The following is a 22,288-nucleotide window of genomic DNA, read 5'->3' as shown; positions in this document are numbered from 1 at the left end:
CCGACAGTATTGCCTGCGGCTTCTGCCGAGAGGCCGTCAGCCGCTCCGGTTCACCCGGCCGGTGGAAGATCGTGTGTGGCCGGTCCCTCGAGGACCTTCCCCTCGTGGCTGAACCGGGAGCCGTGCAGCGGGCAGTCCCAGGATTTTTCGTTGTCGTTCCAGTGGAGCACCCCGCCGAGGTGGGTACAGACGGCCGACAGGGTGCACGTGGTTCCGTCCACGGTTGACGATCCAACGGGTTTGCGGCCGCGCAGGGCCACCGCGCCCGTCCCTTCCGCAGGCGGGGTGCCGGACTCCGGGGGCAGTTTCTTGAGGCCGGCCCGCGCCCAGTCCTTCGCAAGCGTCGCGGCAACGTCCGCGTTGAGCGCCACGGCGGATGCCGCACCGGGAGGGGACGTAACGCGGCGGTGAATGGTGTTGGCCCAGGGCAGGTGGCCCCCGAGGATGTCCGCGGCGATGCCAAGGGACGCGGCCACCGCGTTGGTCATGCCCCACTTGTTGTACCCCGTGGCGAAGTAGATGCGGCCCCTACCGCGGGGGAGTTTTCCGAAGAACGGCATGAGGTTGGTGGCCTGGTAGTCCTGCGCGGACCACGTATGGGTCACCGTCGCCTCCGGAAAATGCGAGGCCGCCCAGGCCAGCAGCTCGTCCAGGTGCGCCTGCTCCGATCGCGCCCGTCCCACGGGATGTCCGTTGCCGCCCACCAGCAGCAGGCGCCGCCCGTCGGCGGGATAATCCCGCAGCGACCGGACAGGCTGCTCCACGGACAGGTACATGCCGACCGGCGGCACGGCGTCTCCGGACAACTCCAAGGCGGCGGCGTACGAGCGGTTGGGCTTGAGCTTGGCGAAGTACAGGCCGCGGTTCAGGATGGGCGTGCCCGTGGCCAGCACCACTTCGTTGGCCTGCACCGTTCCGTGGTCGGTCTCAATTGTCGACGGGTCCGTTCCGCCGACGTTCTGGACGCGGACGCCCGAGACGATGGTGCCACCGTGCGAGCGCACGTCCTCAGCCAGGGCAAGGACAACGTCCATGGGATTGATCTGCGCCTGTCCGCCGAGGCGCAGCGACCCGCGCACCGGGAAAGGCAGCCCGGCGTCGCGGACATAGTCCACTTCGACGCCGGCGGCCAGGGCCACGGCAAGCTCCTCGCGAAGCGCCTCTGTCCCCTTTGGCGTGGTGGCGTAGGTGTACGCGTCGCGTTTCTGGAACGGCACCCTGCGGGTTTCCAGGTACCGCAGCAGCCAGGCCTGCCCTTCGCGGTTGGCTGCCACGTAGGCGTCCACGATCTTCGCGGGATACTGATGCCGCAGGCCGGACAGGACGGTTCCCTGCAGCAGCGTGACTTTGGCGGTGGTGTTGCCGGTGGCCACGGCTCCGGGACTTCTCGCCTCGAGGACCAGGACGTTCTGCCCTGAACGGGCCAGGAGCAGCGCCGTGACCAGCCCGGTCAGGCCGGCGCCGACGACTACGGTGTCGTAGGCCTCCCCCTGGCTGAAGTCGTCGCCGGTGAAAGTGTCGGTGCGGTCCAACCAGAGTGACGTCACGTAAATCAACCCGCCTTCGGTGCTGTCAGCAAGGACCCTGAGTATCCGCAAGTGTACTGACGGATGCAGGACCGGAACAGGTTAGGCTCCGGAACACGCAAACGACGGCGGGCATAACCTAGCGGGCCTGGAACGCCCCGATGCTCAGAAGCTCAATGGAGGCGTTGCTGCAGGCATCCGACGGCCGCGCCACGAACAGCGATGCCGTGTCCTCGGGCGGGTAGACCCGGAATCCTGCCGCAGACGCCTTGACGCAGTCGGGGTAGTTGCCTGCCTGCGTGTAGCGGAGCACGGCCGTGCCGGACTGGCCCGGCGCCAGCAGCACGTCGCCGACGGGAACCGTCGTGTCGCGCCGCGCCGGGGCACCGATCGGCTGGCCGTTGGGGCCGCTGGCCAGCGAGACGCCGGCGAAGCCCTTGAGATGGCAGGAAGACGGGCCGCTGTTGGTCAGAATGAGTTCCATGTAGACGCTGCCGGCCGCGCCGCCGCCGGTGGCATCCGTCGTGGCTTTCAGCGTCGAGGCTTTGCATAATTGGACGCTGCCGGAAGTGGCCTGGGGCGCTCCGGAGGACGGGGACGCCGAAGTAGAGGACGACGGCGGGGCCGACGTTTCGGGGGCAGCCTGGCTGCCGCCCGCGCTGGGGGAGCCCGTACCCGGTTCCGCGCTCCCTTGGCCGGCCGGCTGGCTGGGCCCGCAGGCGGCCAGCAAGAGCGCCAGTGCGGCAGCCGCCGTCGTGCATATCAGTCCGTTGGTGATTCGCTGAAGCCTCATGGCTTTACCTTTGCGGCCGTTTCTGCCGGAGTCAACGAAGGCACGGCGGCCGGACGAATTTGGTGCCCGGATTGTGACATCCGGGCCGCCGAAGCCGGGCCGCACGACGCGCCTTTCCGACGGCTCCGCGGCCCGGAGCCACCTCTCATTTTCCGGCATTCGGCCGCGGCGGTAATTTCGCGCCACTGATGCAACGATAAACCTTCGCTTTGCCGCAGAAATGGCGGAATTGCGGGCCTAAATTGCGTTGATATGGCGATTTTGCTATGTCAGAATGAACTTGGTCTCGCTTGTCCATCACTTGAATGAATCCAATTCGAACAAGTGCTACTAGCTCATAGTCCGGCTACGGCCAGCCATACAGCCGCCGCCGGAAGTGCCTCCGATACGGTGGCACGCAGGGTTGAGGGAGGCAGCTCGGCATTCGTCCGCAGCAACGCCGCTGCGGGCGATCCTGAATAGGCGCATCAGTAATTGGCACACCCGGCAACGCCGCCGGAGCCAATAACGATGGGGGCTGAGGATATGACCGGTTGGCTTGTCCGCTGGAGTCTTAAATTTCGTTTGATCGTCTTAGCCGCTGCTGCCGGCATCTTAGGGTTCGGAATGACGAGCCTGCCGACCATGCCAGTGGATAATCTTCCCGAATTCTCCCCGCCGCACGTGGAGATTCAAACCGAAGCACTTGGGCTCTCGGCCGTTGAGGTCGAGCAGCTCATTACCTCGCCCATGGAGGCGGACCTGCTCAACGGTGTTGCCTGGCTTGATGAGATCCGTTCAAAGTCAGTTCCGGGCCTGTCATCCATTGAGATGGTCTTTGAACCGGGCACCGATATTCTCCGCGCGAGGCAACTGGTGGCGGAAAGGCTTACGCAGGCCTTCGCCCTGCCGAATGTCTCGCAGCCGCCGGTACTGATGCAGCCGCTGTCCTCGACGAGCCGCGTCATGATGGTCCAGCTCACGTCCGAGGACGTGTCGCAGATCGACATGTCGGTTCTCGCCCGCTGGAACATCAAGCCGGCCCTGATGGGCGTTCCCGGCGTGGCCAATGTGTCCATTTTCGGCCAGCGCGAACAGCAGCTTCAGGTCCAGGTCGATCCGCAGAAGCTCCGGGCGAACAACGTCACGCTTAACCAGGTGATTGAGACTGCCGGCAACGCCGTGTGGGTTTCACCGCTGAGCTTCCTTGAGGCATCAACGCCGGGCACCGGCGGATTCCTGGAGTCTGCGAATCAGCGCATCGGTATCCAGCACGTCCTTCCCATCCGGACTCCGGAAGATCTTGGCAAGGTCAGCGTCGAGGGAGCCCAGAACAAGGCGCTGAAGCTCTCCGATGTCACCACCCTGAGCGAGGATCACCAGCCGCTGATCGGTGAAGCGGTCACGGGCAAGTCGCCGGGCCTGCTCCTCGTCATCGAGAAGTTCCCCGACACCAGCGTCGCCGAAGTCACCAAGAGCGTCGAAGACGTCCTGGACGGTCTCCGCCCGGGCCTTCCCGGCATCACAGTGGACTCGACCGTCTTCCGCCCGGCATCCTTCGTGGAGTCGGCTGTCGGCAAACTCGGTGTGGCGCTGCTCGTCAGCCTGCTGGTGGTGACAGCCGCCGTCGGACTGGTCTTCAGGTCCTGGCGCTACGCCCTCCTGGCTTTCGTTGCCGTTTCGGTTGCCGCCGTAGCTGCCGCATTGGTGCTGCAGTTCCAGGGTGCCGTGCTTAACACGATGGCCTTCGCCGGGCTTGTACTGGCCCTAGTGGTTGTCATCGGAGACGTCATCACCGATCTCTACAGCTTCCGACAGGAACGGACGGACGACAAGGCAACACGGGAGGGCCTGCTCGCGCACGCGCTGAAGCGCTCCCGGGTTCCCGTTCTCTTCGCCGGCCTGGCCGCTCTACTGGCAGTTGCACCGTCGCTGTTTGTTCCCGGCGCCCAGGGGGCGTTCCTCAAACCGCTGGTGCTGTCCTACCTGCTGGCTACGGCTGTTGCGATGCTCGTGGCGCTGACAGTCACGCCGGCGCTGGCCAGCCTGCTGTTGCGCGGACACCGGAAGCAGCGGCGGACGCCATCCCTCGTCCGGAAGTTCAAGCTCGGCTACCGCCGGTCCGTCAAGTCCTTCACCGGAACCGTGGCCACCGTGTTTGCGCTGGCGGCAGCGGTAATGGCCATTGCGGCCATTGCGGTTGTTCCGGGGCTGACCAGGGACCTGCCGGTGGTCGCTTCAGTTCCTGACCGGACGATCCTCGTTCAATGGGAGGCCGCCGCCGGTACAGGCACCGACGTCATGAACAGGGTGATGACCAAGGCCACTGACGAGCTGCGATCCATTCGCGGCGTCTCGGCGGTCGGCGGTCACGTGGGTCGTGCCATAACGTCAGACACATCATCCGACGTCAATTCCAGTGAGATCTGGGTGACCATGGATGACAATGCGAACTTCAGCAGGGTCCGCTCCGAGGTCAGGGAAATCGTGGAGGGCTACCCGGGCCTGACGCCCACCGTCACCACCTACCCGGAACAGCAGCTTGCCGCTGCCACGGTATCCGATGACCAGCAGTTCACGGTACGTGTCTACGGTGTTGACTTGGCGATCCTCCGCGAGAAGGCCGAGGAAATCCGCCAGATCCTGTCCCGCACGAACGGCGTCGTCGATCCGCGGGTGGACGTCACGGTTGAGCAGCCGGTTGCCGAGATCGAGGTGGATCTGGCAGCGGCTCAAAAGGCAGGCATCAAGCCGGGCGACGTCCGGCGTGCCGCAGCCACCGTCCTTCAAGGCATTGAAGTCGGTTACCTGTTCGAGCAGCAGAAAGTCTTCCAGGTCATCGTCAAGGGAACGCAGGACACGCGCAACAGCATCAACAGCGTTACCGACATGTTGGTGGACAAGCCCGAGGGCGGACATGTCCGGCTCGGCGATGTTGCCAAGGTGACACTCCGCCCGAACCAGACAGTGATCCAACACGACAACACCTCGAGGCGCGTGGACGTTGTAGCCAGCATTCAGGGCCGCGATCTTGGGGCCGTCAAGGCAGAGGTCCAGACAGCGATTCGGTCGCTTCAGTTCCCGCTGGAATACCACGCAGAGATTCCTCCGCAGTACGGTGAACAGCAGGCCGCTGGCGCATTCTTCTGGTGGCTTGCAGCAGCAGCAGCTGCGGGTGTCCTGGTCCTGCTCCTCACGGTCCTTGGCAGCTGGCGGCTCGCGGGGCTGTCCTTCGTGCTCCTGCCAGTTGCCCTGGCCGGCGGTGTGGTTGCCGCCGAACTCGCGGGCGGAATCGGCTCGGTTTACGTGCTGGTGGCGCTCGCCGCGGTCTTGGCCTTTGCGATCCGGGACGTTGTCCTGCTGATGGGGACCTACCAGTCCCTGCAGAGCAAGGACCCGGCAGCGCCTCCGGCGGTTCACATGGGGCATGCAGCTTCCGAACGGCTCCAGCCGACCATTCTATCCGCAATCATTACAGGGCTGGCACTTGTGCCGCTTGTCCTGCTTGGCGGGTCCGTCGGCTCCAGCATGATGCTGCCGCTGGCGCTGATCGTGTGGGGCGGCCTGATCACGTCGGCCCTGCTCACCCTGTATGTCCTGCCGGTCCTTTTCCTCCGTTTTGGTCCGGCGGCTAACACGGACTGGGGGAGCTCATTGGTGATTAACAACGGACCGGTTCTGCCAGAGAGGTCGGAATTGTCATGAAAAGCAATAGTGGTTTTGGGGGCTGGCGTCCTATTCTCGTGCTGGTCTTCGCAGCGTCAATGGGCCTCTCCGGATGTGCGGCAGTAAAAACTACCGCTGCTCCCGCCGGGCAGGCCGCGGCCACCATGGAAAAGGCGGGCACGGATCTGAACAGGCTGACGCTGACAGACAAGGCGGTGGAAAGGCTGGGTGTGACCACGGCAAAGGTCACCAAGGGCACAGGCAGCGCCTTGGAAATCCCGTACGGCTCATTGGTTTACGATGCCACCGGTAAGACCTGGGTTTACACCAATCCGGAGTCGCGGACCTACATCCGGGCCGCGGTGACCGTGGACCGGATCACCGGCAACAGGGTTCTGCTCCGGTCCGGTCCGCCGGCAGGAACCGATGTTGTCACCGTGGGCGCAGCGGAACTGTTTGGCGCCGAATTCGGTACGAAGGGGCATTGACATGCGCCGGATTGTCGGGTTCAGCCTGAAATTCCGCGCCTTGGTGGTGGCCATAGCAGTGGCAATTATGGCGTTCGGCGGCGTCCAGCTCAGCACGGCCTCGGTGGATGTCTTCCCAGAGTTCGCGCCACCGAAGGTCGAAATCCAGACCATCTGCATTGGCCTGACTGCGTCCGAAGTGGAAGAGTTGGTGACCGTTCCGCTCGAAGACGCCCTCAACGGCGTCGAAGGACTGGACGAAATTCGCTCCAAGTCCGTGGAGCAGCTGTCCTCGATCGTGCTGCTTTTTGCCCCGGGGGCGGACCTGCTCAAGGCCCGCCAGCTCGTCTCGGAGCGCATCGCCAACGTCACTCCCTCGTTGCCTACGTGGGCGGCGCCGCCGGTGATGCTGCAGCCGCTGTCATCCACCAGCCGGGTCATGAAAATCGGCCTGACGTCGGATGAGCGTTCGCTGATGGAAATGTCCATGATCACCTACTGGAAAATCCGCGCCCACCTTCTGCGGGTGCCCGGCGTGGCCAACATCGCCATCTGGGGCGAACGGCTGCAGATGCTTCAGGTCCAGGCCATCCCAGAGAAGTTGAAGGCCAATGACGTCACCCTGAACCAGGTCATGGAAGTCACGGCCGATGCGCTGGATGCCGGCCTGCTCCAGTATTCGCCGGGCGCCGTCATCGGCACCGGCGGCTACATCGGGACGCCGAACCAGCGGCTCGGCATCCGGCACGTACTGCCCATCACCACTCCCAAGGACCTCGCGCAAGTGCCCATTGAGGAGCGGAACGGGAAGCCGCTGCGACTGGGTGACGTGGCCAATGTAGTGGAAGACCATCAGGCGCTCATTGGCGATGCCGTGATCAACCAGGGCGAGGGGCTGATGCTCATCGTTGAGAAGCTTCCATGGGGCAACACCCTGGAAGTCACGAAGGGCGTGGAGGAAGCGCTGCGGCAGATGGAGCCGGGACTCAGCGGTATCAACATCGATACCGAGATTTTCCGGCCGGCGACCTTCATCGAGGAATCCCTCAACAACCTCAGCCGTGCGCTCCTGCTCGGCTGCATCCTCGTGGTCATGGTGCTGGGAGCGTTCCTCTTCCAGTGGCGGACGGCGCTCATCAGCCTGATCGCCATCCCGCTCTCGCTCGTAACGGCGGCGTCCGTTCTCTATCTGACCGGTGCTTCTGTGAACACCATGGTCCTGGCCGGGCTGGTGATCGCCGTGGGGGTGGTGGTGGATGATGCCATCATCGACATCGAGAACATCATCCGAAGACTGAGACAGCACCGGGCGTCCGGCGGAACCCGCTCCACCGCCTCGGTGGTCCTGGAGGCCTCCCTGGAGGTCCGCGGACCCATCATCTATGCCACGCTGATCATCATCGCGGCCGCGGTGCCGATCTTCTTCCTCCAGGGACTCACGGGCGCTTTCTTCAGGCCCCTGGCCATCTCCTACACCCTGGCGGTGCTGGCATCAATGGCCGTGGCCCTGACAGTGACCCCTGCCCTTGCGCTGATCTTCATGCGCAAGGTCCCGTTAAAGGAGCAGGAACCACCCTTGGTCCGGGTGCTCAAGCGCGGTTACCGCTGGGTCCTGAGCAGGATCGTCAAGCGTCCGGCGGCAGGTTATGCCACCTTCGGCGCCATGGCGGCCATCGGCGCCATCACGGCACCGCTGCTGGGGCAGTCGCTGCTGCCTGACTTCAAGGAGCGCGACTTCCTGATGCACTGGCTGACCCAGCCGGGCACTTCGGTCACGGAGGAGTACCGCGTCAGCCAGAAGGCCTGTACGGAACTGCTGACCATCCCGGGGGTCCGGAACTGCGGATCCCATATCGGGCAGGCATTCAACGCCGACGAAGTGGTTGGGGTGTATTTCGGTGAGAACTGGATCAGCGTCGACCCGGCAGCGGACTATAGCAAGACGCTGGCCTCAATCCACGAAGTTGTGGACGGCTATCCCGGCATCGTGCGCGACGTCCAGACCTACCTGAAGGAGAGAATCCGCGAGGTTCTGACGGGCGCCAGCGACGCCGTCGTCGTCCGGCTTTATGGGGACGACTTGGGGCTCCTGCGTTCAAAGGCCGCGGAAATCCAGGCGATCTTTGAGCACACCGAAGGAACCGTTGCCCCCCACACGGCCCTGCAAAAGGACATTCCGCAGATCAGCATCGAGGTCAATCTGGAAAAGGCACAGAGCTACGGGCTGAAGCCTGGCGACATCCGGCGGGCCGCGGCAACGCTCGTGGCCGGCGAGGAAGTCGGTGACGTGTACCGGGGCGGCAAGGCATATGACGTCCAGGTCTGGAGCCCGCCAGAGGTGCGCTCCGACATCACCAGCATCAGGAACCTCCCCATTGATACCCCCAGTGGGCAGAAAATCCTGCTGTCCGACGTGGCAAGTATCCAGATCAAGCCGACGCCGAATGTCATCCAGCGCGATGCCCACTCCCGGCGGATCGACATCGAGTCCAATGTGAAGGAAGGCCAGCTGGGCCACGTTGTTGCGGCCATGGAGGAAGGGCTCAAGAAAGTGGAGTTGCCCCCGGGCTTCCATACGAAAATCCTGGGTGAGTTCCAGGAACGCCAAGCGGCAACCAACACGCTGCTAACCCTCGCCATCGGGGCGCTGGCCGTGATTTACCTGCTGCTGCAGGTAGCCTTCGGCAGTTGGCGGCTGGCCACACTGGTCATCCTCACCTTGCCGATCGCCCTCGTGGGAGGCGTGTTCGCCGCTTTCCTGGGAGGCGGAGTGCTTTCACTGGGCTCGATCGTGGGCTTCTTGACAGTCATGGGCATCGCGGCAAGGAACGGCATCCTGCTCATCAACCACTGCCAGCACCTGGAGAAGTATGAGGGCATGCGCTTTGGTCCGGAGCTGGTGCTGCGCGGTGCGGGGGAGCGGCTTTCACCGATCCTGATGACTACGCTCGCCACCGGGCTGGCCCTCGTTCCGCTGGTGGTCCTGGGCAACATTCCGGGCCACGAGATTGAACACCCGATGGCGCTCGTGATCCTCGGCGGGCTGGTGACGTCCACGCTGCTTAACCTCTTCGTGGTTCCGTCGCTCTACCTGCGGTTCGGCAAGCCGAAGGAGCGCCGCCACCAGGCGCCGCCGAAGGAGCCCGTGTTGGCTAACGCCTAGCCGTTACGCCGTTCAACCGGCCTGGCCGGTCCGCCGCCCACGTCCCGCCCAACGCGGGAACGTGGGCGGCGGCGGTGCGGGCACGGTGTGCGCGTCGGTTCCGGCCCGCCGGCGGCGCAGCTCCAGCGCCAGGCTTTCCTGGCCCCGGGCCATCGCCCACCGGTGGTTGGCGGAGAATCCGGGCTTCAGCAGCCAGCTAAGGCGCTTCAGCAGCGGCTTGGTGGCGGTCACGCGCCAGTCATAGGTGATCACGGACTCCGGGCCGTCCTGCTCGAACGTCCACCGGCCGGTGCCGTCCAGGTCGCCGGTGGCCCGAATCGCGAAGCCTTTGTTGGTGATTGGTTCCGTAACGGTCAGCGTCCAGCGGAGGGCATAGGGCAGCCAGCCCTTGGCGTGGAGCCGGGCCATCCGGCCCACGCCGTTCTCCTGGCCCCGGTGGAGGACTTCCGCGGCCAGGTAGACCGACGGCCACCAGCGCGGCAGCCCGGCGGGGTCGCTCAGGAGTTCCGCGACGTCGTCCGTGGTTCCGGCCACGCGCCAGGTGGTAAGGAAGGTGTAGTCGGTGCTTCTGGTGCCTTTGGCATTCATCATGGGCTCCTGCCGGTGGGAGATCTGAAGACCATTCAAACGCTTGCCGCCGGTCTGCTCAATGCCTGGCGAGGGCCGGGTGACGGCCGGGTGCGGGCTCCCGACACGGGTTGGCGGGCTCCCTGTACGGCGTTAACAGGCGGCCATAGACTTCTGACGTAAGTCGCTTTCTCTCACGCAAGGAGTAGTCATGAATTACGCAGGCACTGGCAACGAGAAGGCTGTTGCGGCCACAGACCTCAACCGGACGCACATCGGACTGACGGTCAGCTTCCAGCCTGATGAGGCCACGCTGGTGTTCGGACGGATCGGCGCGATCGCCCGAAAGGACTCCGGAGTGACCATCGCTTTGGAAGGAGTGGACAGCAGCGGCGGACTCCAGACCACCTACACGGTGTCCCCGACCCACAATGTTTATGTCCAGCCGGACATGCTGACCAACACTGAATCCACCATCAAGGATCTGTTCGGCAAGGTCCAGGAAAATCTGCGCGGGCACAAGGGAGACCAGCACCACCCCGCCGCGATGTAGCCCCGGAGCGTAGAACGTACCCACCCGGCCCCTGCTTCCCTTGTTTACAAGGGAAGCAGGGGCCGGGTGGGTCCGAGTAACGGTGGATTCGCGGTTGGCATCTTAGTTCCGTCGAAGGTAATGGCGACCACAACCGGGTGATCGCCGGGTACTGCCGGCCCCACTTGCCCGAGAATGCGACGAAGCGTTCCTTCGCCGCGGCCTCCGACGGTGCTGTGTCGAGCGGGCGCAGATCACGGGACATCTCATCCCAGTACTGCCGGGCCGCATTCTGGCTTGGCTGCCTTGATTGCTCTGTTGCTTGGCGACTTCTCCCTCAGACTCACCGTTAGAGAACGCCATGACCGGATCGCACGCGAGAATGTCGTGGCTGAACGGGAACGTGAAGCCAGATCAGCGGAGAAGCGGAGCCAGGCTGAACGGCTGACCTGCTGGATGGAGGCAAGAGCGAGCAAGTACCCGGCCAACCGCATCATCGTTCACAACGCGTCTGAACAGCCCGTGTGGAGGCGAAGAAATCATTGATGTCGATTCGCAGGGCCAGATTCTTCCGGCAAGAGTGGTTGAGGGCAGGTTCCGCGACAACCGGGGAAGTGTTTGGCGGAGGCTGGCCACAAGCCACGGAGCGTTGATTGAAGAACCGACAAAGTTCACTGACGTTCAAGGTCCCGGGCCGTCTGTAGGTGGGTAACGAAGAACCCCCGCGAGTAGGCGGGCATGGTAGTTAACGAAGCAACCTCCGCACATGGGGGACATGCGGAGGTTGCCGTTTTCGAAGCTACCGGGCCGTAGGTTAGTCACTCAACTTGAATAGGCCGCCGGCCAGCGCCAACCGTTTGCCTGCCTGTCGTATCATCCATCTACCGTTGCCGTAACGGCGTACTCGAACATCTATGGCTTCGGTAGGTGGCCTGCCCGACTCTTTGGGGCCGAGCGGGCCACCGCACTCAGCTAGGGCACTTAACCGGTCTTATGAACCCGTTTGGCGATTTGGGTTGCCGCCGAGTAGTTCCACTTTCCGCCGAGCCTGTGCAAGAACACATGCGCGGAGGAGAGCGTGGCTACAGCCATGGTCCCGTCGCTCGGAACGGCCAGGAACAGCGCGCCGCGGGCTGCACTCGTCGCTGCTGCTTCGGCTTCGTCCGTGGCGGTGCCGATGGCGGCTGTTGCTGTAGCTGCGGCGTCTGCCCCTGCCGTTGCAGCTGCTGCTTCTGCTGCGGCTTGCGCGTCAACAGCGACCTGCTTCATACCCTCATAGGAGGTGACAAAGCCCGTGAACCCGGCGCCGAGCCAGGCCACACGATCCAGAGTCTCGTGCGAGAAGGCAGGGCGGAAGCCGTTGGCGTAGAGCGGCATTGTTTTCCTCTGTTTTTGGGTACAAGAAAGCCCGCCATGAGCGGGGCTACTGGTTCGTGGTTGGGGTTAAAGGCCGAAGGCCCCGGCGCTGATTGGGTGACTCGGCGGGGGCCTTCGTTCAAAATGTGGGTCGGTGTAGAGCTACTCGTCGTGCGTGAGGGACGCACGCGCTGCCCCGAACACGAGGGGTCTTTCTAAGAGTCAGCAGTTGTTCTACCGTTGCGGCTATGAGGCTGCACGTGACCTACCAAGGTGGAGACAAGGACAGTAAGTCTGAGCTTCGAGAATTATCGGAGTTCCCGATAGAACTTCCTGGGGGCAGGTACGACTTGACCTTCAGACACGCGAGTCAAGAACCCGACCCAACTGAGGCCGCAGCTAAGTGGGTGTCGCAAGAGCAGCCGGCAGAGCAGTGACTAGCCGGCTGCTACGTCTTGGATCCGGGAGTCGGTCATAGTAGCCGCTGAGTTCGCCGGGCTTATCCAGATGGAACACGGTGGCATTGATGAAAGCTACGGTGTCGATCCCTTCTGATGAGTCGCCTTCGAGGTGCCAGCAGTTCCTCGAGTTTTTGGCCGTAGTAGGGGTGCTTGTCGATGTACATGTTGGCGACATCGGCCCACTGAGCGTCCAGGCCCGCTGGATGACTGCTTTCACCAGCACGTCGTCACCGGAGAGCGTGGCGGCTATCTTCGGTCGGCCCGTGTCTATGAGGACAACATGAGTTGGTTCGCCGGTGCGGATAAAGCAGAGGCCCCTGCTTCCCTTGTAAACAAAGGGAAGCAGGGGCCTCGCTATTTGGCGGTGACGGTGGGATTTGAACCCACGTTGGCTTTGACACCAAACAACATTTCGAGTGTTGCACCTTCGGCCGCTCGGACACGTCACCAACCTGTATAGGGTACCGGAGCAAGGCACGCATCCACAAAACGGCGCTTTCCGGGCGTCCGCCATGCGGCCACGCCGGTCCGGTTCTTCCCGCCCGCGCGGCCGGGCACTAGATTCATCAGCAAGATGACTACTTCCCAGCAACCTGCAGAAGCAACGGCATATTGGACCGTCGGCCCCGACCACGGCGAGCTCCGCGCCGAGCGCCTGCCCGTGCCCGGCCCCGGGGAGGCGCTGGTCCGGACGCTGTATTCGGGAATCAGCAAAGGGACCGAACTCGTGGTGCACCATGCGTCCGTTCCGCCCTGCGTTGCCGAGCAGATGAGGGCCCCGCACCAGGAAGGCATTTTCCCCTGGCCGGTGAAGTTCGGATACCTTTCCGTGGGCGTTGTGGAGGAAGGGCCCGAGGACTGGGCGGGCCAGACCGTGTTCTGCCTCCATCCGCATCAGGACCGGTACGTCGTCCCGGTCTCCTCCCTCACCCGCGTTCCCGACGGCGTTCCTCCCCGCCGCGCGGTGCTCACCGGCACGGTGGAGACCGCCGTCAACGGCCTGTGGGAGGCGGGGCCGAGGCTCGGCGACCGCATCGCGGTGATCGGCGCCGGACTGGTGGGCGGCATGGTGGCCACGCTGCTGCGCACGTTTCCCCTGGCGAGGCTGCAGCTGGTGGACCTGGACCCCGCGCGGAAGGAACTTGCCGAAGCCCTGGGAGTGGACTTCGCGCACCCGGACGACGCCCTTCCGGACTGCGACATCGTGTTCCACTGTTCCGCCTCGGAAAGCGGCCTGGAGCGCAGCCTCAAGCTCGTGGGGGACGAAGGCGAGATCATCGAGATGTCCTGGTACGCGGACCGGCGCGTCAGCCTGCCGCTGGGGGAAGACTTCCACGCCCGGCGGCTGTCCATCCGTGCGAGCCAGGTGGGCGCCGTCGCCAGGGCGCGCCGGCACCGCCGCACCAACGCCGACCGCCTCGAGATCGCGGCGGCCCTGCTGACAGACCCTGTCTTCGACGCCTTCCTCACGGGCACTTCCGCGTTCAGGGAGCTGCCCGACGTCGTCCAGCAGCTTTCGGACGGCGCCCTCGAGGCGCTGTGCCACGTCATCGAATACCCGACCACAGAAACCCCGAGGTAACCAGTGTTCAGCCTGACCGTCCGACGCCACTTCATGATCGCCCACAGCCTTCCCCGGGAGGCGTTCGGCCCGGCCCAGGGCCTGCACGGGGCCACCTTTGTCGCAGAGGTGACATTCCGCCGTCGGGCCCTCAACGGCAACGCCATCGTCCTGGACATCGGCGCCGCCGGCGGCATCCTCGAGGAGGTGCTCGCCGGGCTCAATTACCGCAACCTGGACGAGCACCCGGATTTCGCCGGCAAGCTGAGCACCACCGAGGCGCTGGCCCAGTACATCGCGGAGGCCGTGGCGGGGAGCATCCGTGAGGACGACGACGGCCGCGAACTGGCCGGCCTGGACGTCACCCTGCGTGAAAACCCCGATGCCTGGGCGTCCTACGCCCTTGATCTCTCCCAAGTGGTGTAGCTGCTCATGGAATCTCCTCTGCCGGCCGTCCGGCTTCTTGTTCCCGGCAACATCCTCCACAACTCCGGCGGCAACGTGTACAACGCGTCGCTGGTGCAGGGTTTACGCCGGCTGGGCGTCAGTGCTGCCATCGAATCGGTGGACGGCGCCTGGCCCGTAGGCAGCAGTGAAGAACGACGGCGGCTGGCTGGCCTGCTCGGGCCGGGAACCGTAACGGGCAATGCGGTGACGATCGTGGACGGGCTCGTCGCGTCCGGCGCCCCCGAGGCCCTCGAGGCCGTTGAAACCAGCGCGGGGCGCCCGTGGATCCTGCTGCACATGCCCCTGATCGACCACCCGGAGCTGGAGATCCGTGCCCTCCGCGCGGCCGCAGGCGTGATCTGCACCAGCGGCTCCGTGGCCGCTGAGATCACCCGACGCCACGGCGCGACCAACGTGCATGTGGCACTGCCCGGGACTGACCCGGCAGAACCGGCCGCGGGCTCGGAGCCCCCGCACCTGCTCTCCGTGGCCGCCTTGCTCCCGAACAAGGACCAGCTCCTGCTGCTCGGAGCGCTTGCCCTGCTGGCGGACCTGCCGTGGACTGCCGCCCTCGTTGGTTCGGATGAGGCGGACCCTGACTACGCGCGGCGGGTCAAAGCCGCGGTGGAGGACTACGGGCTGGGCAGCAGGGTGCGCGTCGGCGGCGAACTGACGGGAGCGGACCTCGAACAGGCCTGGCAGGCAGCGGACCTGAGCCTGCTGATCTCGCGGGTGGAGGCCTTCGGCATGGTGGTCACCGAGTCGCTGGCGCACGGCGTGCCGGCGGTCGTCCGCAGCGGCACGGGAGCCGTGGAAGCGCTGGCCGTCGGTTCGGATCCGCACGCGGCGGGCGAACCCGCCCTGCCGGGGGACGCCGTCGGGCTGGACACGGACCCGGCACCGCTGGCAGCGGTGCTGCGCAACTGGCTCACGCGGCCTGACGTGCGCGCCGAATGGCGCCGGGCGGCGCTCGCAGCCAGGGAACGTCTCCCCGGCTGGGACAGCACTGCCCGGCTGGTCCTCGGCATCGTGGCCGGCGGGTCGCCGGATGCCCGCCATTCCTCGGAAGGGGATGCTGGTGGACAATGAGCGCATGACTATCCACGTCTCGTCCTCTGGGAGCCTCAATACGGCAGGATTCTCCGCTGCAGGACTCAACGCAGCGGACCTGACGCCGCAACTGCTCCGCGCCTGGGCCTGGCACAGGCAGGGGCTGGACGGCACGCTCGCCGGTGCGACCACGGAAGAAGTGCTCGCCCGGGCAGGCTGGGCGAGGTCGGTGGGCGGCGCCAACCCGTACCTCACCCTGTTCGCCCGCGCGGGGATCCGCCGCGACCAGGTAGACCAGGACGTCCTTGACCTGAGGATCCACGAGCTTCCCACGGCGCGCGGCTGCACGTACGTCCTGGGCCGGGAGGACTTTGGCTGGGCCCTGAGCCTGGGCAAGAACGCGGAAGAAGCCTTCAGGGTGCTGGGCAGGCTGGGCGTGGACAGAGGCGAGATGACGCTTCTCGAGGAGCAGATCCTGCACGTGCTCTCGGAGGCTGAGGGCCCGATGGATCCCAAACAGCTCAAGGATGAGCTGGGCGAATCGGTCCGGAACCTCGGGGAGGAGGGCAAGAAGAAGGGCGTGGCCACCACCCTGCCCACGGCCCTGGGACTGCTGCAGGCAGACGGCCGGATCCGCCGGCTCCCCGTCAACGGGCGCCTGGACCAGCAGCGCTACGCCTACACCCTCTGGGCGCTGCCGCCCGGCACGCTCGGCCCGGAGGATGCCCGGACCGAGCTGATCGGCCGCTACCTGGGCTGGACGGGCGGCGCCACCCTCAAACAGTCCCAGTGGTTCACCGGCTTCACCGTGGCCCACAGCAAGGCTGCACTGGCCGGCGTCGGAGCGGTGGAACAGCCCACCGCCGGCGGCGACGTGCTCTGGATGCTGCCCGACGACGTCGAAAGCCTCGCTGCGTTTGGGCCGCCGGAAGAGGAGCAGATCCAGCTGCTGGCCGGAACCGACTCGCTCGTCCTGCAGCGGCGGAACTCCGCCGACCTCTTCGCCGAGGAGGACCGGGACAAAAAGGTGCTGAACTCCACCCTTGCGCTGCAGGCCGACCTGCCGGACCACCCGATTCTTGACCGCGGCAGGATCATCGGCCTGTGGCAGTACGATTCCGGCAGGGCGAGGATCGCGTACTGGCTCTTCCATGGCCCCACCGCCGCCGCGAAGCAGCGCATCGCTGAGGTGGAGGCCTGGATCCAGGAGGACCTGGGCGATTTCCGTTCCTTCAGCCTGGATTCGGTGGCGTCGCGGCAGGAGCGGATCGACGCGCTGGATGCCGCTAACGGCTAGGCCACCGGCGAAGGATCCCCGGATCCGTCGGCCGGCTGCGGGCGGCCGGATTCGCCGCTCCGGTGCGCGCTGAAGAACTCCCGGAGCAGCGCACCGCATTCCTCTTCCTGCACCCCCGCGTAGACCTCCACCCAGTGATTGAGGCGGCGCTCGCGGAGGATATCGAAGACGGATCCGGCCGCGCCGGCCTTCTCGTCCCAGGCCCCGAACACCACGCGGTGGATCCGCGCAAGCACGATAGCCCCGGCACACATGGCGCACGGCTCCAGCGTCACCACGAGCGTGCAGTCCTCGAGCCGCCAGCCGTCGCCGAGCCCGCCGTCGAGGACGGAACGCTCGCGGAGCCGGGCGGCCGCCTCACGGATGGCCACCACTTCCGCATGGGCAGTGGGGTCCCCGTGCGCCTCCCGTTCGTTGCGCCCCGAACCGAGCACCGTGCCGTCGGGACCGATCACAACGGCACCGATGGGCACGTCCTCAGTGGTCAGCGCCCGCCGGGCTTCCTCCAGGGCAAGGCCCATCCATTCCAAGTGTTGCGGATCTGCCGGTCCCATGTGTCAATGATAGTTTCTAAGGATACTTAGCTTCTGACAGCGCACCGCCGGGAGAACGGGAAAGAAGATGACGTCCGTGATCGATCGATACGGCCGGTGGCTGGGTCCCTATGCGGCCCTGTGGATCACGCTCATCTTCGGCGGTGTCCTGGTGATCACCCTGGCGCTGCTCGGAGCCGAGGTGTATCAAAGCGTGGTGGACCAGGACGGCGTGTCCGGCCTGGACCAGCCGGCCCTGGAAATAGCCAAGCAATACCGAAACCCCGGACTGGATTCGGCAGTCACGGCGTTCACCAACATCGGCGGCGGCGTCGGCATGCCCATCCTGGCCAGCATCCTCGTGGCCTGGCTGATCTATGTCAGCCGCAGCTGGCGGCCCCTCATCCTCGTCGGCGGCGCCGCCGCGGTCTCCACCACCGCCACCACCGTCGGTAAGACGCTCCTGGGCCGGACCCGCCCGGACCATATCGACGCTGTGCCGCCGTTCGAGTTTTCTCCCTCGTTTCCCAGCGGCCACACCCTCAACACCACCGTCGTGATCGGCGTGGTGGTATACCTGATGTGCCTCCAAACCGACAGGACCTGGGTCCTGGCTTCCGTCATCACCGCGGGGGCCGTGTTCATCATCGCCATGGGCCTTAGCAGGGTGTTCCTTGGCCACCACTGGATGACGGACGTGATCGCGGCATGGTTGCTCGGGCTCGCGTGGCTCGGCATGGTCATCCTCGCCCACCGGCTCTTCCATGTCATCCGGCGGCGGGAGCACGCCGGCCCCGCGCCGACGTTCGAGCACCCTGCCCACCTGACCGCCAAGGAACCGCAGCACGGGGAAGACTTGCACCACGCAGACGCCCCGCGCCAGGGGGCTCCGGGCACCGGCGGCAACCACGGAAGCGGAGGAGGGGGGCCTGGCTCCGGATGATAGTTTTGACGCATGCGCACACTCGTCGTGGACCATCCGCTGGTCGCCCACAAACTCACCGTCCTGCGGAATAAGAACACCCCCTCGCCGGTTTTCCGCCAGCTGACCGAGGAACTCGTCACGCTCCTCGCCTATGAAGCCACCCGCGACGTCCGGACCGAGCCGGTCACCATCGAAACGCCGGTTTCCACGACGGTCGGCACCGCGTTCACCAAGCCCACCCCGCTGGTGGTTCCCATCCTCCGCGCCGGCCTTGGCATGCTCGAAGGAATGACCAAGCTGGTTCCCACCGCAGAGGTCGGCTTCCTGGGCATGGCCCGGGACGAGGAAACCCTGGACATCATCACCTACGCGGAGCGCCTGCCGGAGAACCTGACGGACCGGCAGATCTTCGTTCTTGACCCCATGCTGGCCACCGGCGGCACCCTGCGCGAGGCCATCAAGTTCCTGTTCAGGCGCGGCGCCTCGGATGTCACCTGCATCTGCCTGCTAGCCGCCCCGGAAGGACTGGCCAAACTCGAGGAAGAGCTCTCGGACGCCAACGTCACCATCGTCCTGGCTTCCATCGACGAGAAGCTGAACGAGAAAGCCTACATTGTGCCCGGCCTGGGCGACGCCGGAGACCGCCTGTACGGCATCGCCGGCTGACCCGCGCCCGCGGGCCTTCGTGCCCGCGGGCCTCCGTATGGGGCCGACTGCGGGCCGAGGTGCGGCCGCCCGCCGTCGGGCAGCGGGGCGGTCCGGGTCTTCCGGATCGCAGCAGCCCCGGCTAGCCTGTGCACCATGGACTGGAAACTCGAGCTTGTGTTTGTCCCTGTGTCCGATGTGGACCGCGCCAAGGATTTCTACGTCAACAAGGTGGGCTTCAACGCCGACTACGACGAGCGGCCCATGGACGGCATCCGCTTCGTCCAGCTCACCCCGCCGGGCTCCGGCTGCTCGATTGCCATCGGCGAGGGCCTCAACGACGCCCCTCCCGGCACGGCGCCGAGCCTCCAGCTGGTGGTCAGCGATATTCATGCCGCCCATGACCAGCTCAAGGCCAACGGCGTGGACGTCAGCGACGTCGACGTCCAGGCCTGGGGGCACTTTGTCTATTTCGCCGATCCGGACGGCAACAAGTGGGCGGTGCAGTACATCCCGCACCGGCCCAACGGCTAAGTCCCCAAGGCCAAGTAACACACGCCCGTCGTCGCCGTGTCGTGAGGCAGGATGGATGCATGAACCTTCCTGCCGATTCCGTCGCCGCTACCCTGACTGCCCGCGCTGTCCTGTTCGATATGGACGGCACCCTGGTGGATTCCACTGCGGTTGTGGAACAGGTGTGGGGTGAGTTCGCCGCGCGCTACGGTCTGGACATCGCGGAGATTCTTCGGACCTCCCACGGCGTCCAGGCAGGCGACACGGTGCGGCGTTTCGCCCCGGCAGGCGCGGATGTCGTGGCGCTCGCGGCCGAACTCGGTGCGATGGAGCGGGTACGGACGGAGGGCATCATCGCTCTGCCCGGGGCCGCTGATCTGCTGCGCAGCCTCCCCGGGGACGCGGTGGCGCTCGTGACGTCCGCCGACCGGATCCTGGCGGACATCCGCATGGACGCGGCGGGCCTGCCCATGCCGGCCACGGCCGTCACGGCCGACCTTGTCACCCGGGGCAAGCCGCATCCGGAAGGATACCTGCGCGCCGCAGAACTCCTTGGCGTGGAGCCCGAAGAGGCCGTGGTGTTCGAGGACGCACCCGCCGGCATCGCGGCCGGCGTGGCCGCCGGCATCCGCACCGTGGCCGTTGGCCCGAACGCCGGCGTACTTCCCGACGGCGTGCTCCACATTCCGGACTACTCCGCGGTCTCGGCGTCGGTGGAGGCCGACGCCGACGGTCGCAGGGTCATTTCCTTCGTGCTTTAAAGCGCCTCCGGTGGCGTCAACGCCGGGCGCCCGTCAGGACAGGTCGTAGACTGTCGTGCCGCCCACGGTCCGGGCTTGGAAGTTTGCCGCCACCCAGTCCGAGATCCTGGCGGCAGCGTCCGAGCCCGTTTCGCCCTGCATCATGCTCCCGCCGATGAAGTAATGGATCCTGCCGTCGGCCACTAGCTGCTGGAACTGCTCCAGCGTGGGGGCGGGATCCGTCCCGTTGAAGCCTCCCACGGCCATCACCGGAAGTTCGGTGGCCAGCTGGTAGCCCGCCGCGTTGTTGGAACCCACGACGGCGGCGGCCCAGGTGAAGTTTCCGGCGTCCGCCTGCAGCGCGGCCACCAGCGCGGACGACGGCGTGCCGGTGCCCAGGAGCCCGCCCATCCCGCCGCCCCCGAGGCCTGGCGTGCCGCCGGCTCCCCTCATGCCAGGGCCCCTCAGGCCCAGGCCGCCCCAGCCCAGACCGCCCAGGTTGCCGCGACCCGCGCCGGTCGCTGACGGTCCGGCGCTCACAATTGCACCCGCATGGGCTGTTGCCGCGGTGGTGAGGGAGTAGGCCAGCGGCGCGGCGAGGACCGCCGCGACGGTGAGCGTCGCCGTCGTGCGTCGCAGCGCTGTCCGGAACTGTGCCGTTCCGGACCGGTCCGCTGCAACTGCGGCGCCGGGCCGCGTGTTCGGCACGGCTGCGGCCAGAAGCAGGACGGCCGCAGCGAGCGCCGCGATCAGCACGGCCCAGCGCAGCCACGGGAGGTAGGCCGGAGACCTGCCCAGCAGCTGAAAGGCCATGTTGCCTGCTGCGGCCACGGCAGCGGCCAGCGGCAGTGCGGCGGCGGGACGGGCGCGGCGCTGCCACAGCAGAATCCCGCCCAGGCCGGCCAGCCCCGCGATGCCGGGCGCCAGTGCCACCATGTAGTAGGGATGGATGATGCCGGCCATGAAGCTGAAGGTGAGGCCGGTGACCAGCACCCACAGACCCCAGATGACCACGGAGGCACGGACAGCGTCCGTTCGCGGCGCCTGCCTGCCGATCCACAGCAGTGCGCAGGCCAGGATCAGGGCGGAGGGCAGGAGCCACGCGATCTGGCCGCCGAACTCGCTGTTGAACAGCCGCAGCAGCCCGGGGGTTCCCCAGCCGTTTCCGCCGCCCACGCTGCCTGTCTCGTCGCCGTTGAGCCGGCCCAGGCCGTTGTAGCCCAGCGTCAGTTCCAGGATGGAGTTGGTCTGCGAGCCGCCGATGTACGGCCGGTTTTCCGCGGGGATGAGCTCGACGGCGGCCAGCCACCAGCCGGCGGCCGCCACCAGGGCGGCGCCCGCGCCGCCGAGGTGCAGCACGCGCTTCCCGAGGCCCGCGGGGGCGGCGAGCAGGTAGGCGGCGGCCAGGCCCGGAACCACAAGCAGGACCTGGAGCTGCTTGGTCAGGAATCCGAAGCCCAGCAGCACGCCGGCCAGCAGGAGCCAGCGGAAGCGCGCATCCTGGATGGCGCGCAGCAGGGAATAGGCAGCTGCCGTCATGAGCAGCACCAGCAGGGTATCGGGGTTGTTGAAGCGGAACATCAGGACCGCCACCGGGGTGAGTGCCATCACTGCGCCCGCCAGCAGGCCGCCGAAGTGAGCCAGACGCGCATCGCCGGTGGCAGGGGCCGCCGCACGGCGCACGGCAAGGTACACGAGCCATACTGTGGCCACTCCCATGAGTGCCTGCGGCACCAGGATGCTCCATGAATTCAGCCCGAAGAGGCGCACGGACAGGCCCGTGATCCAGAGCGCGGCGGGCGGTTTGTCCACCGTGATGGCGTTCGCGGCGTCGGACGAGCCGAAGAACCACGCCGTCCAGTCCTGCGACCCGGCCTGGGCCGCGGCCGAGTAGAAGGCATTGGCCCAGCCTGACGCGCCCAGGTTCCACAGATACAGGACGGCCGTTCCCAGGAGAAGTGCGGCAAGCTCGAGCCAAGCCCGCAGCGGAACCTTGTTCCTGGCCGCGGCGCCCCGGACGGCCCTGGCACGAGGGGTGCGACGGGGAAGGGTGTTGGTCATGATGGC

18 protein-coding genes and 1 tRNA gene are annotated in these 22,288 nt (G+C 66.1%); 12 read left to right on the top strand and 7 right to left on the bottom strand.

Annotation, left to right across the window (positions count from 1 at the left end):
* Positions 1–50: 50 nt before the first annotated feature.
* Positions 51–1,547 (bottom strand): FAD-dependent oxidoreductase, encoded by a 1,497-nt coding sequence (locus ASG92_RS17525; RefSeq protein WP_056632138.1) that lies wholly within the window; start codon positions 1,545–1,547, stop codon positions 51–53.
* A 118-nt stretch (positions 1,548–1,665) separates the two neighbouring features.
* Positions 1,666–2,319, bottom strand: coding sequence for a DUF4232 domain-containing protein (locus ASG92_RS29285; protein ID WP_200952009.1), 654 nt, complete (start codon positions 2,317–2,319; stop codon positions 1,666–1,668).
* A gap of 510 nt (positions 2,320–2,829) precedes the next feature.
* Between ASG92_RS29285 and ASG92_RS17515 the strand changes: the two genes are divergently transcribed.
* The 3 genes from ASG92_RS17515 to ASG92_RS17505 are packed head-to-tail and all read left to right on the top strand — an operon-like array spanning position 2,830 to position 9,594.
* Positions 2,830–6,003, top strand: a complete 3,174-nt coding sequence (locus tag ASG92_RS17515; protein WP_346763002.1) for an efflux RND transporter permease subunit — start codon at positions 2,830–2,832, stop codon at positions 6,001–6,003.
* On the top strand, positions 6,000–6,452 hold the full coding sequence (locus ASG92_RS17510; RefSeq protein WP_056630996.1) for a hypothetical protein: 453 nt from the start codon (positions 6,000–6,002) through the stop codon (positions 6,450–6,452). The genes ASG92_RS17515 and ASG92_RS17510 overlap by 4 nt, the downstream gene beginning before the upstream one ends.
* A 1-nt stretch (position 6,453) precedes the next feature.
* Complete coding sequence (locus ASG92_RS17505) at positions 6,454–9,594, top strand: efflux RND transporter permease subunit (protein ID WP_056630994.1); 3,141 nt, start codon at positions 6,454–6,456, stop codon at positions 9,592–9,594.
* A gap of 12 nt (positions 9,595–9,606) precedes the next feature.
* Here ASG92_RS17505 and ASG92_RS17500 read toward each other — a convergent pair whose 3' ends face one another.
* The gene (locus ASG92_RS17500) at positions 9,607–10,182 is read right to left on the bottom strand and encodes an SRPBCC family protein (RefSeq protein WP_056632132.1); all 576 of its coding nucleotides are present in this window, start codon (positions 10,180–10,182) and stop codon (positions 9,607–9,609) included.
* 190 nt (positions 10,183–10,372) lie between these two features.
* Between ASG92_RS17500 and ASG92_RS17495 the strand changes: the two genes are divergently transcribed.
* Positions 10,373–10,714: a hypothetical protein gene (locus tag ASG92_RS17495; RefSeq protein WP_056630991.1), complete on the top strand. Its 342-nt coding sequence runs from the start codon at positions 10,373–10,375 to the stop codon at positions 10,712–10,714.
* Positions 10,715–11,674: 960 nt separating this feature from the next.
* Here the strand turns inward: ASG92_RS17495 and ASG92_RS17490 are convergent.
* Together ASG92_RS17490 and ASG92_RS17480 are read right to left on the bottom strand one after the other, a co-directional pair.
* Positions 11,675–12,070, bottom strand: a complete 396-nt coding sequence (locus tag ASG92_RS17490) for a hypothetical protein (protein ID WP_056630988.1) — start codon at positions 12,068–12,070, stop codon at positions 11,675–11,677.
* Between the two features lie 799 nt (positions 12,071–12,869).
* Positions 12,870–12,959: transfer RNA gene (locus ASG92_RS17480), tRNA-Ser, on the bottom strand.
* A gap of 125 nt (positions 12,960–13,084) precedes the next feature.
* Here ASG92_RS17480 and ASG92_RS17475 point away from each other — a divergent pair.
* From ASG92_RS17475 to ASG92_RS17460, 4 genes are read left to right on the top strand one after another with little or no spacing between them, the layout of a single operon-like run.
* Positions 13,085–14,092 (top strand): zinc-binding alcohol dehydrogenase, encoded by a 1,008-nt coding sequence (locus ASG92_RS17475; protein WP_056630981.1) that lies wholly within the window; start codon positions 13,085–13,087, stop codon positions 14,090–14,092.
* Between the two features lie 3 nt (positions 14,093–14,095).
* Complete coding sequence (locus ASG92_RS17470; protein ID WP_056630978.1) at positions 14,096–14,497, top strand: 6-carboxytetrahydropterin synthase; 402 nt, start codon at positions 14,096–14,098, stop codon at positions 14,495–14,497.
* Between the two features lie 6 nt (positions 14,498–14,503).
* Positions 14,504–15,607, top strand: a complete 1,104-nt coding sequence (locus ASG92_RS17465) for a glycosyltransferase (RefSeq protein WP_056630975.1) — start codon at positions 14,504–14,506, stop codon at positions 15,605–15,607.
* Between the two features lie 4 nt (positions 15,608–15,611).
* A complete protein-coding gene (locus ASG92_RS17460; RefSeq protein ID WP_056632130.1) occupies positions 15,612–16,865 on the top strand; it encodes a crosslink repair DNA glycosylase YcaQ family protein in 1,254 nt (417 codons plus the stop codon).
* On the opposite strand, the gene ASG92_RS17455 is transcribed toward ASG92_RS17460, so the two are convergent.
* Complete coding sequence (locus ASG92_RS17455) at positions 16,862–17,419, bottom strand: nucleoside deaminase (protein ID WP_056630972.1); 558 nt, start codon at positions 17,417–17,419, stop codon at positions 16,862–16,864. The two genes, ASG92_RS17460 and ASG92_RS17455, sit on opposite strands and share 4 nt — an antisense overlap.
* 67 nt (positions 17,420–17,486) lie before the next feature.
* Between ASG92_RS17455 and ASG92_RS17450 the strand changes: the two genes are divergently transcribed.
* The 4 genes from ASG92_RS17450 to ASG92_RS17435 all read left to right on the top strand — a co-directional run bounded on the left by ASG92_RS17450 (position 17,487) and on the right by ASG92_RS17435 (position 20,242).
* A complete protein-coding gene (locus ASG92_RS17450) occupies positions 17,487–18,341 on the top strand; it encodes a phosphatase PAP2 family protein (protein WP_056630969.1) in 855 nt (284 codons plus the stop codon).
* Positions 18,342–18,353: 12 nt separating this feature from the next.
* Positions 18,354–18,989 (top strand): uracil phosphoribosyltransferase, encoded by a 636-nt coding sequence (upp, locus tag ASG92_RS17445; RefSeq protein WP_056630965.1) that lies wholly within the window; start codon positions 18,354–18,356, stop codon positions 18,987–18,989.
* 135 nt (positions 18,990–19,124) lie between these two features.
* Positions 19,125–19,502, top strand: coding sequence for a glyoxalase superfamily protein (locus ASG92_RS17440; RefSeq protein WP_056630962.1), 378 nt, complete (start codon positions 19,125–19,127; stop codon positions 19,500–19,502).
* Positions 19,503–19,561: 59 nt separating this feature from the next.
* A complete protein-coding gene (locus ASG92_RS17435; protein WP_056630959.1) occupies positions 19,562–20,242 on the top strand; it encodes an HAD-IA family hydrolase in 681 nt (226 codons plus the stop codon).
* Positions 20,243–20,275: 33 nt separating this feature from the next.
* Here the strand turns inward: ASG92_RS17435 and ASG92_RS17430 are convergent, their stop codons facing one another.
* Complete coding sequence (locus ASG92_RS17430; RefSeq protein WP_056630956.1) at positions 20,276–22,282, bottom strand: glycosyltransferase family 39 protein; 2,007 nt, start codon at positions 22,280–22,282, stop codon at positions 20,276–20,278.
* Positions 22,283–22,288 lie beyond the last annotated feature (6 nt).

Source organism: Arthrobacter sp. Soil736, assembly GCF_001428005.1.
Classification (GTDB): domain Bacteria; phylum Actinomycetota; class Actinomycetes; order Actinomycetales; family Micrococcaceae; genus Arthrobacter.
The sequence above is the reverse complement of the archived record's forward strand: the minus strand, read 5'-3'. Positions and strand labels throughout refer to the sequence as shown.

Excerpts from the sequence above, each read along its gene's own strand:
- ASG92_RS17495 (WP_056630991.1), top strand. The coding sequence starts at position 10,373 with ATGAATTACGCAGGCACTGGCAACGAGAAGGCTGTTGCGGCCACAGAC.
- ASG92_RS17430 (WP_056630956.1), bottom strand. The coding sequence starts at position 22,282 with ATGACCAACACCCTTCCCCGTCGCACCCCTCGTGCCAGGGCCGTCCGG.
- ASG92_RS17515 (WP_346763002.1), top strand. The coding sequence starts at position 2,830 with ATGGGGGCTGAGGATATGACCGGTTGGCTTGTCCGCTGGAGTCTTAAA.
- ASG92_RS17500 (WP_056632132.1), bottom strand. The coding sequence starts at position 10,182 with ATGAATGCCAAAGGCACCAGAAGCACCGACTACACCTTCCTTACCACC.
- ASG92_RS17435 (WP_056630959.1), top strand. The coding sequence starts at position 19,562 with ATGAACCTTCCTGCCGATTCCGTCGCCGCTACCCTGACTGCCCGCGCT.
- ASG92_RS17450 (WP_056630969.1), top strand. The coding sequence starts at position 17,487 with ATGACGTCCGTGATCGATCGATACGGCCGGTGGCTGGGTCCCTATGCG.
- ASG92_RS17505 (WP_056630994.1), top strand. The coding sequence starts at position 6,454 with ATGCGCCGGATTGTCGGGTTCAGCCTGAAATTCCGCGCCTTGGTGGTG.
- ASG92_RS17510 (WP_056630996.1), top strand. The coding sequence starts at position 6,000 with ATGAAAAGCAATAGTGGTTTTGGGGGCTGGCGTCCTATTCTCGTGCTG.
- upp (WP_056630965.1), top strand. The coding sequence starts at position 18,354 with ATGCGCACACTCGTCGTGGACCATCCGCTGGTCGCCCACAAACTCACC.
- ASG92_RS17455 (WP_056630972.1), bottom strand. The coding sequence starts at position 17,419 with ATGGGACCGGCAGATCCGCAACACTTGGAATGGATGGGCCTTGCCCTG.
- ASG92_RS17490 (WP_056630988.1), bottom strand. The coding sequence starts at position 12,070 with ATGCCGCTCTACGCCAACGGCTTCCGCCCTGCCTTCTCGCACGAGACT.
- ASG92_RS17465 (WP_056630975.1), top strand. The coding sequence starts at position 14,504 with ATGGAATCTCCTCTGCCGGCCGTCCGGCTTCTTGTTCCCGGCAACATC.
- ASG92_RS17440 (WP_056630962.1), top strand. The coding sequence starts at position 19,125 with ATGGACTGGAAACTCGAGCTTGTGTTTGTCCCTGTGTCCGATGTGGAC.
- ASG92_RS29285 (WP_200952009.1), bottom strand. The coding sequence starts at position 2,319 with ATGAGGCTTCAGCGAATCACCAACGGACTGATATGCACGACGGCGGCT.
- ASG92_RS17475 (WP_056630981.1), top strand. The coding sequence starts at position 13,085 with ATGACTACTTCCCAGCAACCTGCAGAAGCAACGGCATATTGGACCGTC.
- ASG92_RS17460 (WP_056632130.1), top strand. The coding sequence starts at position 15,612 with ATGACTATCCACGTCTCGTCCTCTGGGAGCCTCAATACGGCAGGATTC.